Source organism: Microvirga aerilata, assembly GCF_016743775.1.
Lineage (GTDB): Bacteria > Pseudomonadota > Alphaproteobacteria > Rhizobiales > Beijerinckiaceae > Microvirga > Microvirga aerilata.
In genome coordinates this window covers 91,044-106,272 of record NZ_JAEQMY010000015.1, presented here as the reverse complement: position 1 = coordinate 106,272, position 15,229 = coordinate 91,044, and the positions used below count along the sequence as shown (strand labels likewise).

At 65.1% G+C, this 15,229-nt stretch carries 16 protein-coding genes; 4 read left to right on the top strand and 12 right to left on the bottom strand.

Translation table 11 applies throughout. From position 1 onward, the window contains the following. Positions 1–158 precede the first annotated feature (158 nt). Positions 159–386 (top strand): hypothetical protein, encoded by a 228-nt coding sequence (locus JKG68_RS12935; protein ID WP_202059997.1) that lies wholly within the window; start codon positions 159–161, stop codon positions 384–386. 141 nt (positions 387–527) lie between these two features. Here JKG68_RS12935 and JKG68_RS12930 read toward each other — a convergent pair whose 3' ends face one another. The 4 genes from JKG68_RS12930 to JKG68_RS12915 all read right to left on the bottom strand — a co-directional run bounded on the left by JKG68_RS12930 (position 528) and on the right by JKG68_RS12915 (position 2,964). Continuing rightward, positions 528–1,235 (bottom strand): outer membrane protein, encoded by a 708-nt coding sequence (locus JKG68_RS12930; protein ID WP_202059996.1) that lies wholly within the window; start codon positions 1,233–1,235, stop codon positions 528–530. Between the two features lie 326 nt (positions 1,236–1,561). Continuing rightward, positions 1,562–1,987, bottom strand: a complete 426-nt coding sequence (locus JKG68_RS12925; protein ID WP_202059994.1) for an NUDIX hydrolase — start codon at positions 1,985–1,987, stop codon at positions 1,562–1,564. A 62-nt stretch (positions 1,988–2,049) separates the two neighbouring features. Continuing rightward, the gene (locus JKG68_RS12920) at positions 2,050–2,550 is read right to left on the bottom strand and encodes a phasin family protein (RefSeq protein WP_202059992.1); all 501 of its coding nucleotides are present in this window, start codon (positions 2,548–2,550) and stop codon (positions 2,050–2,052) included. 33 nt (positions 2,551–2,583) lie between these two features. Further along, positions 2,584–2,964: a phasin gene (locus JKG68_RS12915; protein ID WP_202059990.1), complete on the bottom strand. Its 381-nt coding sequence runs from the start codon at positions 2,962–2,964 to the stop codon at positions 2,584–2,586. A gap of 200 nt (positions 2,965–3,164) precedes the next feature. On the opposite strand from JKG68_RS12915, the gene JKG68_RS12910 reads away from it, so the two are divergent. The 3 genes from JKG68_RS12910 (at position 3,165) to JKG68_RS12900 (ending at position 9,073) form a co-directional block, all read left to right on the top strand. Next, positions 3,165–5,837 carry a PAS domain-containing sensor histidine kinase gene (locus JKG68_RS12910; protein ID WP_202059988.1) on the top strand — a complete coding sequence of 891 codons (2,673 nt, stop codon included), beginning with the start codon at positions 3,165–3,167 and terminating at the stop codon, positions 5,835–5,837. Continuing rightward, on the top strand, positions 5,837–6,286 hold the full coding sequence (locus JKG68_RS12905; RefSeq protein WP_312890786.1) for a GNAT family N-acetyltransferase: 450 nt from the start codon (positions 5,837–5,839) through the stop codon (positions 6,284–6,286). The genes JKG68_RS12910 and JKG68_RS12905 overlap by 1 nt, the downstream gene beginning before the upstream one ends. A gap of 63 nt (positions 6,287–6,349) precedes the next feature. Continuing rightward, positions 6,350–9,073, top strand: a complete 2,724-nt coding sequence (locus JKG68_RS12900; RefSeq protein ID WP_202059986.1) for a bifunctional acetate--CoA ligase family protein/GNAT family N-acetyltransferase — start codon at positions 6,350–6,352, stop codon at positions 9,071–9,073. 114 nt (positions 9,074–9,187) lie between these two features. Here the strand turns inward: JKG68_RS12900 and bfr are convergent, their stop codons facing one another. The 8 genes from bfr to JKG68_RS12860 all read right to left on the bottom strand — a co-directional run bounded on the left by bfr (position 9,188) and on the right by JKG68_RS12860 (position 15,164). After that, positions 9,188–9,673, bottom strand: a complete 486-nt coding sequence (bfr, locus tag JKG68_RS12895; RefSeq protein ID WP_202059984.1) for a bacterioferritin — start codon at positions 9,671–9,673, stop codon at positions 9,188–9,190. A gap of 82 nt (positions 9,674–9,755) precedes the next feature. Then, the gene (locus JKG68_RS12890) at positions 9,756–10,013 is read right to left on the bottom strand and encodes a (2Fe-2S)-binding protein (protein WP_202059982.1); all 258 of its coding nucleotides are present in this window, start codon (positions 10,011–10,013) and stop codon (positions 9,756–9,758) included. Positions 10,014–10,132: 119 nt separating this feature from the next. Further along, positions 10,133–10,702: a putative glycolipid-binding domain-containing protein gene (locus JKG68_RS12885; protein ID WP_202059980.1), complete on the bottom strand. Its 570-nt coding sequence runs from the start codon at positions 10,700–10,702 to the stop codon at positions 10,133–10,135. 653 nt (positions 10,703–11,355) lie between these two features. Beyond that, on the bottom strand, positions 11,356–12,027 hold the full coding sequence (locus JKG68_RS12880) for a LutC/YkgG family protein (RefSeq protein ID WP_202059978.1): 672 nt from the start codon (positions 12,025–12,027) through the stop codon (positions 11,356–11,358). After that, the gene (locus tag JKG68_RS12875) at positions 12,024–13,457 is read right to left on the bottom strand and encodes a LutB/LldF family L-lactate oxidation iron-sulfur protein (protein ID WP_202059976.1); all 1,434 of its coding nucleotides are present in this window, start codon (positions 13,455–13,457) and stop codon (positions 12,024–12,026) included. Before JKG68_RS12875 ends, JKG68_RS12880 begins: the two co-directional genes overlap by 4 nt. Next, the gene (locus JKG68_RS12870; protein ID WP_202059974.1) at positions 13,454–13,966 is read right to left on the bottom strand and encodes a DUF6653 family protein; all 513 of its coding nucleotides are present in this window, start codon (positions 13,964–13,966) and stop codon (positions 13,454–13,456) included. The genes JKG68_RS12875 and JKG68_RS12870 overlap by 4 nt, the downstream gene beginning before the upstream one ends. A gap of 14 nt (positions 13,967–13,980) precedes the next feature. Then, a complete protein-coding gene (locus JKG68_RS12865; protein WP_202059972.1) occupies positions 13,981–14,778 on the bottom strand; it encodes a (Fe-S)-binding protein in 798 nt (265 codons plus the stop codon). Beyond that, positions 14,775–15,164: a c-type cytochrome gene (locus JKG68_RS12860; RefSeq protein ID WP_202059970.1), complete on the bottom strand. Its 390-nt coding sequence runs from the start codon at positions 15,162–15,164 to the stop codon at positions 14,775–14,777. Before JKG68_RS12860 ends, JKG68_RS12865 begins: the two co-directional genes overlap by 4 nt. Between the last annotated feature and the right edge of the window lie 65 nt (positions 15,165–15,229).

The window sequence follows — 15,229 nt, the reverse complement described above, 5'->3', positions numbered from 1 at the left end:
GGTCAATCGGTGCTGGTTCTGAAGTCCTAAGTGATCCTGCCTCTTCTTTGCCATAGCTTTCCGGGACAAGGGTTCCGGCCAGCAGACCTCATTCATTCCAATCGTTTCAGATCTCGCGTTCAGACATGATTCATCCCAAGATTGTCAGGGATGGTCCCATGACGACCGGCGGACCAGACCCTTTAAAGGATGCTCTCGATCTCCAGGCTCGGATTAGGGGACTGAAAGCCCTGCTCGAACTCCAGCGCTGGCAGGTGGAGGTGCTCAATAGCAGGCTCTACTCATCCGAGCCGGGCGGAGTCGCAGCCCGGCGGCTCCTTGCTCTCAAGCGGAGCGAGGACGGGGCGCCAGCCCTGCAGGTGCCTGTGGGCATGAACGATCCTTGAGGAGAACTTCCTGAAAACGGGGTCCTTGTCCAAGGCAATGCCCCAGAGGCTGTTCGAGGGCGGATGTCAGCATCGCTCCCCTGAATCGAAAAAGCCCGGCGCTGCCGCCGGGCCTTTCCGTTTGAAGCGCGTAAGGTGCTGTCAGTTGAACTTGTAGTTCACGCCGGCGCGAAGCACGCCGAACTCCGCATCACGATCGATGTCGACGCGGCCGCCGAGGGTGTAATTGTCCTTTGTGTCGAGATCCACGTAGAGACCCTCCACCTTGGCGGTGAAGTTGCCCGTAATGGCGTATTCCACGCCGGCGCCGAGGGTCCAGCCCCAGTTGATTTCGTCGCCGCTGTGGTGTCCCAGCACCGTGTCATAGCCTCGGTTGCCGCCGACATCGCCGTAAGCGAAGCCGCCGGTGCCGTAGACGAGGGCGCGGTCGAAAGCGACACCGGCGCGGGCACGGATCGTGCCGAAGAATCCATCGGAGTCGCCCGGGTAGTACGTGGTGCCGTAGGACGCGCCCTTGTTGCCGACGGCCGCATACTGAAGGTCCGTCTCGGCGCCGACTACGAACATGCCGAACTGGTAATTGTAGCCCGCCTGGGCGCCGCCAACGAAACCGCCGCTCCGTCTGCCGCGGGCCGTGCCGAATGCGGGATCATAGTAGCGGCTGTCGCCCACATTCCAGCCGTAGCCGACGTTCAGGCCCGCGTAGAAACCAGTCCAGGTGAAAACCGGAAGGGCGTTGTAGGTGGATGCGGGCGAATAGCGCGATGGCAAGTCAGCCGCATGGGCGGTCGAAGCCGCAATGGCGAGAGCCGCTGTGGCAGCGAACAGTCCAAGAGCAGAGGTACGCATAGCTGGAATCCGTGCTTAGAAACAGAAATGGCGAGGCAATCATTGCCTTTCGGGGTAACTAATAAGAGAGCCGAGAAGGTATTTGCAATATGATTGCATGTTACCATTTGGAACATGCTTGATGATTTATGAACGTTTACTTTCCATCAACCATAACGCCGCTGGTCGGCTTGAGCTTGTGAGCCGATTATGCGCAGATCCATCCGTGAAGTTCGGCCGTGAGGCCTCAAAGCTAGAGACAAACTCGGCCCTGCTTTTTTCTGAAGGCAGGGCCTTTTTCTTGGGCTCGGGTTGGCTTGACCGTCACGAACTCTCAGGAGTTCCCGCTAACCTGAGACAAGGGCTTGAGCACGCCTTGCGATCACATCCACATCCGCGCTCATGGGAAGTTTGTCGGGATCGAGATCGCCGATCGGAAACCAGCGCGCCTCGAGAGCATCGTCACCTGCCAGCGGAAGACCGGAGATCCACCGGCACTGGACGGCAATCAGGATGTAGTGCTGCTGCACAAGGCCGGAGGCATCCCGCACCAGAATGTCGAGAGTGGTGAGGATGTCTTGAGCCTCGGCATCGATTCCGGTCTCTTCCCGAAGCTCGCGTGTGGCCGCAGCCTTGACGGTCTCACCGAATTCGATCTTCCCGCCCGGAAATCCCCATAGGCCTGCGTCCGGCGGGTTGGCGCGCCGCACGAGCAGCGTCTGGTCTTCACGGATGACGACGGCGATAACTGCCGGGACAGGGGAGCGGTTCATGAAAAAGGCTCGGCCAGTGATGGCCGAGCCTTAACGCATCAGATCGTCTTAGGGTAGCGTACTTAGCGCACTTGACGGTGGAGGGTCTGCAGGGGCTCGAGGCTTCTGGTGAACCAGAGCGCCGTCGTTTCTGCAACGTCCTTCCACTGAGCCGAGGCCGCCTCGTAGGCCTGCCGTGTTGCGCTGGTCTGCGCCTGGAAGGCCTCGGGGAGGGGAGAAGGCTTGATGGCCGAACGCCACAGGTCGAGAGCGGCGCTGCTCTGGATGTTCAGAGCCTCGATGATCTTGCCATTCACCTCCAGGGCGCCTTTCGCCGAAGCTGCCACAGCCTCGCTCATGGCCTGCCGGATGGCATCACCCTGCTTGCGCGCGGAGGAGAAGATGGCTCCGGCCTCGATGGGCTGAACCGTTGCGGCCGGAGGCTGCGAAGCAGGGCTGGCATCCACCAGGGTCTCCGTCGCTTCGGCTGCCGCGTGAGCTGCCATCTCGACCAGATCGGCCTTGTGAGCGATCTTGGTGCTCTTGGCTGCCCTCTTGGTTTTTGCCGTCTTAGCTTCCGCCATCGTCACATCCTCGCGAAGTTTTTGAGAAGGGTCTTACTTCTTGCCGCCCGGTTGCTTCATGGCGGACTGGGCCATGGAGCCGAATTCCTTCATCTGGGACTGCATCGCCTCGAATTGAGAGCGAACGAATTCGGCCTGGATCTGCATGGCTTCCTGCATATCCTTCGCACGCACCATCCTCTGGGCGAGGTCGAAAGCGGCGGAGAGGTTCTGCTCCGTATAGGAGAAGGTCTTGCGGGCGGCATCCTTGGCACTGGCCTGGACCGTATTCGCCGAGCCTTCGAACGTGTCGGCGGTCTTCTGAGCGGCGCTCATGAAGCCGTCGATGGCCTTGCGGGCCTGCTCGACGCTCTTCTCTGCGAAGTCGCGCATTTCCGGGGGAATTTCATAACCTTGGGGCTGGTTCGTCGCCATGGATCACTCCTCGTTGTAAGGCATTTGTGCAGTGCAATATCACATTGTGCGATGCAAAATCAACACCTTCATGCCTGCCTTATTAAGGTTACCTCAAAGTAAAAGGATTCAAGTGTTCCGCCTTGCATGCTTGGCTGCCGATATTAGTCTAGAACCCTTGCAGTAGGTGACTTGAGACAGCTTGAGGCAAAAGGCCGTTCATGACGGATGCCCCCACCCCGTTCGAAGCCATGATCGCGCGGCTTGCCGCCGAGCCGGGCCTGAGCCTTTTGGCAAAGCCTGGCGCGGGTGTGCTCGTGTGGGATCGGGCGGGGGGTCGACTGCTCTGGACATCGCCGGCTGCTGGCGCTCTTCGGGATGCCCTGACCGATGAGACCGGCCACGTTAAGGCGGATCTAAAGGCCCGGGACGGTCTCAAGGCATTGGCCGAGGGGCTTGCGCCCAGACAGGGCAGCCGGCTGGAGCGTTTGCGACTCGATCCAACCCGCCCGTGGCTGCCGGTCGCTTGCGCCTGTCGCCTGGCCACCCTGGACAGCGGCGAGACGGTTCTCGTGACCGCCCTTGTCGGGCCGGTTCCAAAGATGGCCACACGCTCCCGGCCTGCTCAGGCGCAAGAAGGATCCGTCGGTCCTGCGGCGCCTTCGTCCGAAGCCGCTCGTGGGCCCGCCCCATTGCCGGAAAGGCCCCTGGGACCGATCCGCTTCATTTGGCAGGCCGATGGGCAGACCCGTTTTACCGAAGTTTCTCCCGAGCTGGCCGCAGCCGTGGGGCCCGCGGCCGGCGACATTGTCGGGCTGACCTGGGAGGAGGTAGCCCGATCTTTCGTCGAGGATCAGGACGGAGCTGTGGCTGCCCTGTTCGCGCGCCGTGGGACATGGAGCGGACATACCGTTTTCTGGAACATCGATCATTCGACGCTGCAGGTCCCTGTCGACTGGGCCGGGATGCCGGTATTTGCCGCAAACAGGGACCTCATCGGATTTCGAGGGTTCGGACTCCTGCGCATGGATGCCGCCCGCGAGCGGAGCGCACCGGAAGAGCCTCGGCTCCACATCGTCGTCCCGAGCTTGCTGGCCGACGAGACGCTGCCGTTTCGCCCGCCGGAGGAGCCTGCCCCGGAGGCGGAGGCTTCGGATGAGGATGGCTGGTTCGCCGATCTTCGGGACCAGGTGGCCGAAGCTCTCTCAGTCTCGAATCCGCCTCAGCCCAAGGATGAGCATGGCGGCGCTGGCAAGCGGCCCGTAGCCGCCCCGCCGTCGAGCCTCTCCAACGCGGAACGCAGCGCCTTCCGTGAAATCGCCCGTGCTCTGGGAGCCCGCCTGGAAGAGGACGCCCCTTCGCAAAGCGAGCGCCCTGTCGAGGCAGTCTCCCCCATCGAGCCCGCATGGGAGGCGGAGAACGAGGCGCTTCCGATAGCCGCCGCTCCGGCTGATGGCGACAAGCTCCTCGACCGCCTGCCGATCGGAATCCTGGTTCATCGCGGAGAGCAGGTTCTGTTCGCCAACCGGTTTCTCCTGGACCTGGCTGGCTACGATGATGTCGAGCAGATCCAGGCTGACGGCGGCCTCGTGTATCTGTTTCGCGGCTCCCCTGTCCTTGGGGGCTCGGGCGAGGAGGATTCGGCCCTCGCGCTCACCAGGCGCTCGAACGAGAACATTGCCGTGACCGTGCGTTCCTCGTCCGCCGAATGGAATGGCGAGCCGGCGGACCTCATGGTCATCAGCAGGGTAGCGAATGGGGAGGTGCAGCCCTCCCGCGAAGACCGGGTACATGAGCTGGAGGCCATCCTCGACACGGCCACCGACGGCGTGATCGTGCTCAACGAGACGGGCCGTATCCTCTCCCTCAACCGCTCTGCCGAAGCGCTCTTCGGCTACGATGAGCGGGACGTCGCCGGAGACGCCATCACGGTGCTTCTGGCGCCCGAGAGCCATATGGTCGCCCTCGACTACCTCGAAGGGCTGCGCTCGCCGGGTGTCGCATGCCTGCTCAACGATGGACGCGAGGTGCTCGGTCGGGAACGCCAGGGCGGCACGATCCCGCTGTTCATGACCATGGGCCGCTTGGGCGATGGGCCGGACCGCAAGTTCTGCGCGGTGCTTCGGGACATCACGGCCTTCAAGAAAACGGAGGGCGAGCTCATCGGCGCCAAGCATGCGGCCGAGGAGGCCAGCGCCCAGAAGTCCGATCTGCTGGCCAAGATCAGCCATGAGATCCGCACCCCCCTCAATGCTATTCTGGGCTTCGCCGAGGTCATGCTGGAGGAGCGTTTCGGCGCGATCGGGAACGAGCGGTACAAGGAATATCTCAAGGACGTCCACGCCTCAGGCTCGCATGTGATCAGCCTGGTGAACGATCTCCTGGACTTGGCCAAGATCGAAGCAGGCCGGCTGGAGCTGTCGTTTTCCGGGGTCAACCTCAACGATCTCGTCTCGTCCTGCGTCACCCTTCTCCAGCCGCAAGCCGCCCGCGACCGCATCGTCATGCGCATGAGCTTCGCGCCCAAGCTGCCCCCGGTGGTGGCCGATGAGCGCTCCATGCGCCAGATCGTGCTCAACCTTGTATCGAACGCCATCAAGTTCACGGATGCGGGCGGGCAGGTGATCGTTTCTACGGCCCTGACCGACCGGGGCGAGGTGGCGTTTCGGGTGCGCGATACGGGGATCGGGATGACGCCGGAGGAGGTCGAGGCTGCCCTCGAGCCGTTCCGCCAGCTCGCCACCTCGCGCAAGCGCGGCGGCACGGGACTGGGGCTTCCGCTCACCAAGGCCCTGGTCGAGGCGAACCGGGGCGCGCTGCAGATCGCGAGCCAGCCTGATGAGGGCACCCTCGTGGAGGTGATCTTCCCGCCTACCCGGGTGCTGGCGGAATAGTGCCGGGCTTCACGCTGCGTCGTGCTGTCTTGTCGGATATGCGGGCCGTCGCTCGCCTGCACCGCCATGTGCGCACAGCCTGCCTGCCTTACCTGCCGGACCTCCACACCCCGGACGAGGACCTGGCCTATTTCCAGGATATAGTCTTTCCGGGCAGCACCATCCTGTTGGCCGAAGCACGAGATCACCCGGTCGGCTTTGCAGCCGCAAGGGACGAATGGCTCGATCATCTTTATACCGAGCCGGCTTGGCACGGCCGGGGTGTCGGATCTGCCCTGCTGTTCGCGGTGCAGGAGGGGCGCCTCCGCCTGGACCTGTGGACCTTCCAGCAGAACGCCGCAGCGCGCCGCTTCTACGAACGACGCGGCTTCAGAGCCGTCGAGATGACGGATGGTTCGGGCAATGAGGAGCGCGTGCCGGATATCCGCTACAGATGGATCCGCGATTGAACCCTGCCGGATCGGCATTAGCTTTGTGCCATCACCCAGGTTCTCGCGAGACGAAGGATCCCCATGTCTACCTATCGCCTCGACAAGTTCTTCTCACCCCGCTCCGTGGCGGTCATCGGGGCGAGTCCGCGGCCCGGCTCGCTGGGGCTGATCTTCCTGCAGAACCTGGCAAAGGGCGGCTTCAAGGGTGCGGTCTACCCTGTCAATCCGCACCACCGGGAGATCGAGGAGAGGCCCTGCTTTGCGTCCCTCGGCGCCTTGCCCGAAACGCCCGATCTCATCGTCGTGGCGGTGCCGCCGGAAAGAGTGCTCGGGGTTGTCGAGGAAGCCGGGAGCAGGGGCGTCAGCGCCGCGATCATTGCAACCGCTGGGCTTGGCCATGGTCCGGGCTCCCTCGGCGACAAGGTGCGGCTTGCCGCCCGGCGCCATGGCCTTCGCATCATCGGCCCCAACTGCATCGGCGTGATCGCCCCTCGGGTGCAGATGAATGCAAGCTTTGCGGCGCACAGCGCGAAGCCCGGCGACCTGGCGCTCGTATCCCAATCGGGTGCGCTGGTGGCAGGTCTTGTGGAATGGGCGGCCCAGCGGCAGGTGGGGTTTTCGGCCGTCGTATCCCTGGGCGACAAGGTCGATGTGGATTTCAGCGACTGCCTGGATTTCTTCTCGGCGGACAGCGGCACCCGGGCGATCCTGCTGTACATCGAATCCATCGACAACGCGAAGAAGTTCATGTCGGCGGCCCGCGCCGCCGCGCGCATCAAGCCGGTGGTGGTCATCAAGGCGGGCCGGCATGCGCAAGGGGCCAAGGCCGCTGCGACCCATACGGGCGCGCTCGCCGGTTCCGACGCCGTTTACGACGCGGCCTTCCGCCGGGCCGGCCTGCTGCGCGTGCTCGATCTCGATCAGCTTTTCGCCGCGGCCGAGACCCTCGGCCGGCAGAAGCCGTTCCCTGGCAATCGACTGGCAGTTCTTACCAATGGAGGTGGTATCGGCGTTCTGGCGGTCGACCGGTTGATCGATCTCGGCGGGCGGCTCGCTGCCCTGTCGGACAAGACCCGGGAGGCTCTCGATGCCATCCTGCCGCCGACCTGGTCCCACGCCAACCCCATCGACATCGTGGGCGACGCGACCCCCGCTCGCTATGCGGGAGCCCTTGAGGCCCTGCTGGCCGATCCGGAGAACGACGCGGTTCTCATCCTCAACGTGCCGACCGCCATCGCGAGCGCATCCGATGTGGCCGCAGCGGTCGCCGATGTGGTCAGGCGGGACCGCTCGCGAGGGTACCGGCAAAAGCCCGTTTTCGCGGCCTGGATCGGCGAGGACCCGGATTCGGCGCGTGCGTTCGAGGAGGCGCGCATCCCGCATTTCGCGACTGAGGCCGACGCGGTGCGCGGCTTCGTCCAGCTCGTGCGCTACCGCGAGGCGCAGAACCAGCTGATGGAGACCCCCGACAGCCTGCCGCACGATTTCGAGCCCGACGTGGCGGCCGCTCAGGCGGTGATCGCCCACGCCCTGGCGCAGGGCCGGCGCTGGCTCGATCCCCTCGAGGTCAATGCGCTGCTCAAGGCCTATGACATCCCCACGGCCCCGGTGATCCTGGCGACGACGCCGGAGGAAGCCGCCGAAGCGGCCCGGCCCATCATCCGGGAGGGCGGGACGGCGGCGGTCAAAATCCTTTCCCCGGACATCGTGCACAAATCCGATATCGGCGGCGTGAAGCTCGACCTGACGACGGAGGAGGCCGTCCGGAAAGCAGCCGCGGACATCTTCGAGCGGGCTGCCCGCCTGAAGCCGGGCGCTCACGTGACGGGCGTCACCGTTCAGCCCATGGTGCGGCGGACCAAGGCCCGCGAGCTCATCGTGGGCCTGGCCGACGATCCGTCCTTCGGCCCCGTGGTGCTCTTCGGGCGGGGCGGCACGGCGGTCGAGGTCATCAACGACAAGGCGCTGGCGCTGCCGCCGCTCGATCTCAAGCTCGCGGAGGATCTCATCGCCCGCACCCGCGTGTCGCGCCGGCTGAAGGCCTATCGCGACGTTCCGGCCGCCGACGAGGCGGCGATTGCGCTGACCCTCGTGAAGCTCGCGCAGCTCTCCGCCGATCTGCCCGAGGTGCGCGAGCTCGACATCAACCCGCTGCTTGCCGACCATACGGGCGTGATCGCGGTGGATGCCCGGGTGGCGGTTGCGCCCGAGACCCGGAAAGGCAGCGGCCATCCCCGTTTTGCGGTGCGGCCCTACCCGAAGGAGTGGGAACGCACGCTCAGGCTGCGCAACGGCCGCGCGGCCTGCGTGCGTCCCGTCAGGCCCGAGGACGAGGAGGAGTTCAGGCAGTTTTTCGAGAAGATCACGCCGGAGGACCTGCGCCTGCGCTTCTTCGCGCCGGTCCGCGACTTCAGCCACACCTTCCTGGCCCGCCTGACGCAGCTCGACTACGCCCGCGCCATCGCGTTCGTGGCGTTCGACAAGGATACGGGCGAGATGATGGGCGCGGTGCGCCTCCATGCGGACGCCAATCACGAGACCGGAGAATACGGCATCCTGCTGCGCTCCGACCTCAAGGGCCTGGGTCTCGGCTGGGAGCTGATGCGGCTGATGATCGAGTGGGCGAAGGCGGAGGGCCTGCGCGAGATCGAGGGGCAGGTGCTGCGCGAGAACTCCACCATGCTCGACATGTGCCGCAGCCTCGGCTTCTCGGTGCGGATCGATCCGGACGATCCGGAGCTGCGCCTCGTGACCTTGCCGATCGCCTCCATCGAGGAGCCGGGGAAGCTCGCCAAATCGACCTGACAAGCAAAAGGCCCGCCGTGGGGCGGGCCTTCGGTTTCTCCAGGAGCCTCGCCCTTCGAGACGGATTGCTGACGCACTCCTCCTCAGGATGAGGTCGGTTCTATAGACTAGGGCCTAGTGATCGTCGTCGAGGCCGCCGATGTGCTTCTGGGCGTAGAGTTCGACGCCGATCTGCTCGACCAGGTTGATCTGGGTCTCGAGGAAGTCGATATGGCCTTCCTCGTCCGTCATGAGCTCTTCGAACAGGTTCTTCGACACCCGGTCGCCGATGCTGTCGCAATAGCCGGCGGCCTCGCCGTAGAGGTTGCGGGCCTCGTATTCCGCAGCAAGGTCGGATTCGAGAATTTCCTGGATGTTCTGGCCGATGCGCAGGGGATCGAGCACCTGCAGGTTGGCAAAGCCTTCAAGGAAGATGATGCGCTCGATGAAGCGATCCGCGTGGTGCATCTCCTCGATGGATTCCTTGCGCCAGGTTTTCGCAAGCTCCTTGTAGCCCCAATCGTCCAGGAGCCGGTAGTGCAGCCAGTACTGGTTGACCGCCGTCAGCTCGCTGCGCAGGCCGCGATTGAGATACTCGATAACCTTGGGATCACCCTTCATCCTAACCCTCTCGACCAATCGGCGCCGGACGCGCCACACCACTCTTTAGAGGATTTGTGAACTAGGGTGAAAGCCCCTTTGTTCAAAGGGTGGGTTCGGCGGCGGCCCTTTCGAGGGCCGTCGGGCAGCAGCCCCGCTGGCAGGCCGCGATGGGCTCCACGCCCGCAGCGGCAAGAGCCTGATCCATGATGGCGCGGATCGTTCGTGCGCAGCGCCCGCAATTGGGGCTGCACCCGAGGCAGCGGTAAACTTGCGCCGGCGTGCGCGGGCAATCGGGCCCCGGCTTGAGGCAGGCCTTCACGTCGCCGTCGGAGAGGATGTTGCAGGAACAGACGATCATTTGTTGTTCTAGTTTAGAATTACTAAAAACTACGTGTATTATCAAAGACTTACCCGAGTTCGACGGCGGGCGCCAGCACAATCCCATGTGCCCAGATGTCACGGTTCGGGAAAGAAGCGTCAGCCCAGGCGCCTGAACAGGCCGGGATAGTCGAGGACGAAGCCGTCCTGATCGACGGGCAGATCGGCGGTGAACCCGTCCTCCAGGCTCTCGAAGCGGTAGAGGGAGCCTGCGTCCAGGGCCGTGTAGCGCTGGCTGGCCGCCGAGACGATGAGCTCCGGCATGGAGATGTAACAGAGGCGGATCTCCATGCTCTCCCCGGTCTCCAGGTCGAGGCGCCGGACAGGCAGGGTGTTGGTGAGCGGCGTCGCCTGAATGTCGACGTCGATGCAGCCCTGGAGCGCCGGCTGATCCTTGCCGTTCTCCTGCCAGTGCCCCTGGCCGTCGCTCTCCAGATGCAGCACGTGCCCCGATGTGGTTCTCAAGAGCGCCTGCCGGGTGCGCCACAGGGCATCGAGCTTGAGACGGTAGGAGAGGCCGAACCTGGCGCCGTCCTCCTGGGCGATCACCACGCCGGACATGCTGAGCCCGCCATCGGCCGGCCGCACATCCGCATGCTCAAGCCCTGCCTCGCAGCCGTCCCAGGCCGACCAGCGGATGGTGCGGAAGATCAGGGTCGGGATGGACATGGTTGGGCCTCCAGGCTTCACCGCCGCTTTGCGTGGAAAGATTATGGCCCAGACGCGGGGCTTGTCGATTCGGATGCTCCCGAGGGGCTGGCGCGTCGAAGCCATGCTGCCCCTGAAAAGGGGAAGGGGGTGAGGTCTGAGACCGGCTCGCCGCTTCTCCCTCTGCCGTGCGGGAGAGGGAGGCGCCGTGTCCGCCTCGTACTCTTCCGATGAAGGCCCGTGCTCTGATTTTTCGACCCCCCCTCGATCCATCCCGCAAGGGAAGGGAAGAGGCGCCACCCTGTCATCCCCGGCGCGCGAAGCGCGGGAAGGGGATCCACCTATATGCACAGCGGTATGGATTCCCTTCCCCTTCGCTACGCTCCGGCCGGGAATGACACCGGGGTAGGTGCAACGAGGTCAGCGGCACGAGGTGAGCGCTACCTTGTCATCCCCGGCGAGCGGAGCGAGGGAAGGGGATCCGCTCACGCGCGCCGAGCCCTGTATCCCCTGACACCTCGCTCCGGCGAAGGAACGCCAAGGCTGTTTCCCCTGTAACGGGGAGGCAAGCATCCGTGGCTCTCTTGATCGAGCGGACTTTTGGTGGGGACGTCTGACCGGCCTGCTTATGCCCTCGGCCGGAAAGGCCGGCTGGAGCCTGTTGAACTTTGCCTCTACTCCCGCACCACCACCACATGCAGCCGCCGCGGCCCGTGGGCGCCGAGCAGCAGGGTCTGCTCGATGTCGCCGGAGCGGGAGGGACCGGTGATCCAGTTCACCGTGCGGGGCATCGAGCCCTTGCCGAAGGCGAAGCGCACCCGGTTCCAGACCGATTCATAGTCGCTCGCGATGTCTTTCGCCGAGACCACGATGATGTGGTTGTCGGGCAGGAAGTTGAGCGTCGAGGGGTTCTCGTGCCCCGACACCATCGCCAGCGTGCCGGATTCGGCGATTGCCCCGAAGGCGTGGCTCACCGCGTTGAGGTCGCGGCCCTCGCTCGGCCCATGGGCGATATCGAGCGTCGTCTCGGACCAGGGCATGGCGCCGAGGCGCGGGTCGTCGCCCATGCGAAGCGTCGCGGGCAGGTTGTGGTTGCGCAGGAAGAGCGCGATGGATTGCGGCACCTCCGCCGGGGAGGCGACCTCCGTCACCGTGGCGAGCGACACCTCGACCATGGTCTTGAACAGGGCGAGCCGCTCCTCGCCGGACACCTGCCCGCGCTGGGGGATCACGCCCCTGGGCGAACGCTCCAGGCGATCCGCCACCATCTGCTTGCGGATGGTCTCCTTGCCGTTGACGCCGAGGGACCGGCGGATATTGGCGAAGACGTCGTCGCGGGCGCTCATGCGGCCTGTCCTTTGCGCTCGCGCTTCCAGCGCTGCTGGAACGTCTCGCCCTGCGGGGCCGGGAAGTCGCGATACTTGGTCCAGCCCTTCGCCATCGGCAGCCAACTGAAGCGTCCGCGCTGGCGGCCTGCGAGCGCCAGGGCTCCCATGGCGATGCGCGTGGCCGTCCGGTACAGGGCCGGCCGCTTGGCGAAGAAGCCCCAGAGCTGGAGGCCCGAGCGCACGGTGGCAGGCGTCAGGTGGCGCTCGAACTCCCGCTCGCGCCAGTGGCGCATGAGCTTGGGCAGCGGAATGCGCACCGGGCACACGCTCTCGCAGCGGCCGCAGAAGGTGGAGGCGTTGGGCAGGTGGCCCGCCTTGTCGACGCCGATCAGGGACGGGGTGAGCACGGCGCCCATGGGGCCGGGATAGACCCAGCCGTAGGCGTGCCCGCCGACCGCGTGATAGACCGGGCAATGGTTCATGCAGGCGCCGCAGCGGATGCAGCGCAGCATCTCCTCGAAGGCCGTGCCGAGCATGGAGGAACGGCCGTTGTCGAGAATGACCACGTGGTAGTTGTCCGGCCCGTCCGCATCCTGGCTGCGGCGGGGGCCGGTGGAGAAGGTGGTGTAGACCGACAGCTCCTGGCCCGTGGCCGAGCGGGCGAGCACGCGCAGGAGCTGGCTCACGTCTTCCAGCGTCGGCACGAGCTTCTCGATGGAGGCGAGCACGATGTGGGTCTTGGGCAGGATCTGGGTCAGATCGCCGTTGCCCTCGTTGGTGACGATGATCGAGGTGCCGGTCTCGGCCACCAGGAAGTTGGCGCCCGTGATGCCCACATCCGCCGCGAGGAAGCGCTCGCGCAGCACGGCGCGCGCTTCCGTCAGAAGCTGCACGGGCTCGGAGAGGTCGCGCTTGGCGTCGAGATGGGTGTGAACGCGCCGGAAATCCTCCTCCACCTGGGTGGCGTTGAGGTGGACGGCGGGCGCGATGATGTGGCTCGGCAGCTCGTTGCGGAGCTGGATGATGTACTCGCCCAGATCCGTCTCGACGGGCGTGATGCCGTTTTCCTCGAGATGGTGGTTGATCCCGATCTCTTCCGAGATCATGGACTTGCCTTTCGTCACCGTCTTGGCGTCCACCTCGCGGCAGATGCTCAGGATGATGTCGCGGGCCTCCTGCGCGTCGCGGGCGAAGTGCACGTGCCCGCCGGAGGCCTTCACCTTCGCCTCGTAGGATTCGAGGTAGAGGTCGAGGTGCTGGAGCGTGTGGTTCTTGATGTCGCGCGCGGAGTCCCGCAGCGCCTCGAACTCGGGCAGCTTGTCGGCCGCCATCTGGCGCTTGTCGATGAAGCCCTGCTTCACGTTGCCGAGCGCTTTCTGGAGCTGGCTGTCGTTCAGCGCCTGCGCGGCATTCTGCTTGAACTGAGGGGAGGTGGAGTGAACGGTCATCGGACCTCTTTCTGTCCGGCCCGCAGCCATCGGGCATAGGGCGGATGCGTGTTCTTCATCTCGTCATAGAGCCAGACCATGCGGTCGCAAAACCACATCTTGGCGAACCAGGCAATGAGACCGCCGGCCACGGTGGGGAGCCAATCGTTCAGCAGCGCCCCGACAAGTGCGACGACAAAGCCCGCGGCGGACACGGCGGTCAAGATGTTCGCCGCCCGCGCGTGGTGATCCGGGATCGGCACGGCCTTGCGGTTGAGCCAGACGCGCTCGCCGAAGGTGGCCCTGGCGCTCCAGGTGTCGGTGCGGGCGGGCGCGGGAAACAGGCGCGGATTGAGCCACAGCCACAGGATCACGAGGGCGACGGGCGCGAGCGCCCAAAGGCCGAGCCATGCATGGCTCCAGATGGCCGCAAGCAGAAGCGGCAGGGAGGCCACCCGCGTCCACACGCTCCACGGGCTCGCGTGGCGCTCCCAGGTCTGCTCGTCCATCCGGAAGAGGCGGGCTGCCATGTGGCCGTGATCCGTCATGGGCCCCGCGGTTGCTTGCCGGCGCCGATCGGCGGCTCGTCCGTCATCCCGGCCAGAACCTCGGCCACGTGGCGAACCTGAACGGGCTTTCCGTCGCGGCTGAGCTTGCCGGCCATGTTCATGAGGCAGCCGAGATCGCCCGCGAGCAGGGTCGGCGCATGGGCCTCCTCGACGTTTCTGGCCTTGGCGTCGACGATGGCGCCGGAGATGTCGCTGTACTTGACCGCAAAGGTGCCGCCGAAGCCGCAGCACACGTCGCTGTCCTTCATCTCGACCAGGGTCAGGCCTTCCACGCTGGCAAGGAGCTTGCGCGGCTGGGCCTTGACCTTGAGCTCCCTGAGCCCCGAGCAGGAATCGTGGTAGGTCACGGCCCCGTCGAAGGACGCCTCGACCCGCGTGACGCCCAGCACGTCGACCAGGAAGCTCGTCAGCTCGTGGGTCTTGGCCGCCAGGGCGTCGGCCTTAGCGCGCCAGTTCGGATCCTCCTCGAAGAGCTCCGGGTAGTGCGCCTTGATCATCCCGGCGCAGGAGCCGGAGGGCGCGACCACGTAGTCGAAGCCCTGGAAGGCCTCGATCACCTGCATCGCCAGATCGCGGGTGGTGCCCCGGTCGCCCGAGTTGTAGGCGGGCTGGCCGCAGCAGGTCTGGACGGGGGCCTCGACGGTGCAGCCGGCGTCCTCCAGGAGCTTCACAGCCGCAAAGCCCACGGAAGGACGCATCAGGTCGACGAGGCAGGTGACGAACAGGCCCACCCGGGGTTTTGCCGGACGATCCTGGAATTGCACGGCGCTCATTGGGTGGCCTTCTGCCCTTGCGCGTTGAACTGCTTCAGATAGGCGACGAGATCGTTGATCCGCTGCTCGTCCTTGAGGCCCGCATAGACCATCTTGGTGCCGGGGATCTTGGCGCGCGGGTTCTTGATGTAATCCCGGAAGGTTGCCTCGTCCCAGGTGAGGCCGGAATTCTTGTTGGCCGGGGAGTAGGTGTAGCCTTCCACCGATCCGGCGGGGCGGCCGAACAGGCCGTTCAGCACAGGGCCGACGGCGTTCTTCGCATTCTCGCCAACCTGGTGGCAGGCCCGGCATTGCGCAAACACTTTTTCGCCGGCTGCCGCGTCCTGAGCCTGGGCTTGGCCGAAACCGGCCAGGAGCAGGGCGGCGGAAAGGACGAAGGAACGCATCAAAAACTCCTTTGCTGGACAACCGTCCGATCTTAGAGAGATTCTACATTATTGGAAAACGCCCG

What these genes read in the sequence shown, in the direction of transcription:
- JKG68_RS12880 (WP_202059978.1), bottom strand. Translation starts at nt 12,027, where the DNA reads ATGAGCGCCCGCGACGACGTCTTCGCCAATATCCGCCGGTCCCTCGGC.
- JKG68_RS12870 (WP_202059974.1), bottom strand. Translation starts at nt 13,966, where the DNA reads ATGGCAGCCCGCCTCTTCCGGATGGACGAGCAGACCTGGGAGCGCCAC.
- JKG68_RS12885 (WP_202059980.1), bottom strand. Translation starts at nt 10,702, where the DNA reads ATGTCCATCCCGACCCTGATCTTCCGCACCATCCGCTGGTCGGCCTGG.
- bfr (WP_202059984.1), bottom strand. Translation starts at nt 9,673, where the DNA reads ATGAAGGGTGATCCCAAGGTTATCGAGTATCTCAATCGCGGCCTGCGC.
- JKG68_RS12860 (WP_202059970.1), bottom strand. Translation starts at nt 15,164, where the DNA reads ATGCGTTCCTTCGTCCTTTCCGCCGCCCTGCTCCTGGCCGGTTTCGGC.
- JKG68_RS12925 (WP_202059994.1), bottom strand. Translation starts at nt 1,987, where the DNA reads ATGAACCGCTCCCCTGTCCCGGCAGTTATCGCCGTCGTCATCCGTGAA.
- JKG68_RS12900 (WP_202059986.1), top strand. Translation starts at nt 6,350, where the DNA reads ATGTCTACCTATCGCCTCGACAAGTTCTTCTCACCCCGCTCCGTGGCG.
- JKG68_RS12890 (WP_202059982.1), bottom strand. Translation starts at nt 10,013, where the DNA reads ATGATCGTCTGTTCCTGCAACATCCTCTCCGACGGCGACGTGAAGGCC.
- JKG68_RS12875 (WP_202059976.1), bottom strand. Translation starts at nt 13,457, where the DNA reads ATGACCGTTCACTCCACCTCCCCTCAGTTCAAGCAGAATGCCGCGCAG.
- JKG68_RS12920 (WP_202059992.1), bottom strand. Translation starts at nt 2,550, where the DNA reads ATGGCGGAAGCTAAGACGGCAAAAACCAAGAGGGCAGCCAAGAGCACC.
- JKG68_RS12935 (WP_202059997.1), top strand. Translation starts at nt 159, where the DNA reads ATGACGACCGGCGGACCAGACCCTTTAAAGGATGCTCTCGATCTCCAG.
- JKG68_RS12915 (WP_202059990.1), bottom strand. Translation starts at nt 2,964, where the DNA reads ATGGCGACGAACCAGCCCCAAGGTTATGAAATTCCCCCGGAAATGCGC.
- JKG68_RS12865 (WP_202059972.1), bottom strand. Translation starts at nt 14,778, where the DNA reads ATGAGCGCCGTGCAATTCCAGGATCGTCCGGCAAAACCCCGGGTGGGC.
- JKG68_RS12930 (WP_202059996.1), bottom strand. Translation starts at nt 1,235, where the DNA reads ATGCGTACCTCTGCTCTTGGACTGTTCGCTGCCACAGCGGCTCTCGCC.
- JKG68_RS12910 (WP_202059988.1), top strand. Translation starts at nt 3,165, where the DNA reads ATGACGGATGCCCCCACCCCGTTCGAAGCCATGATCGCGCGGCTTGCC.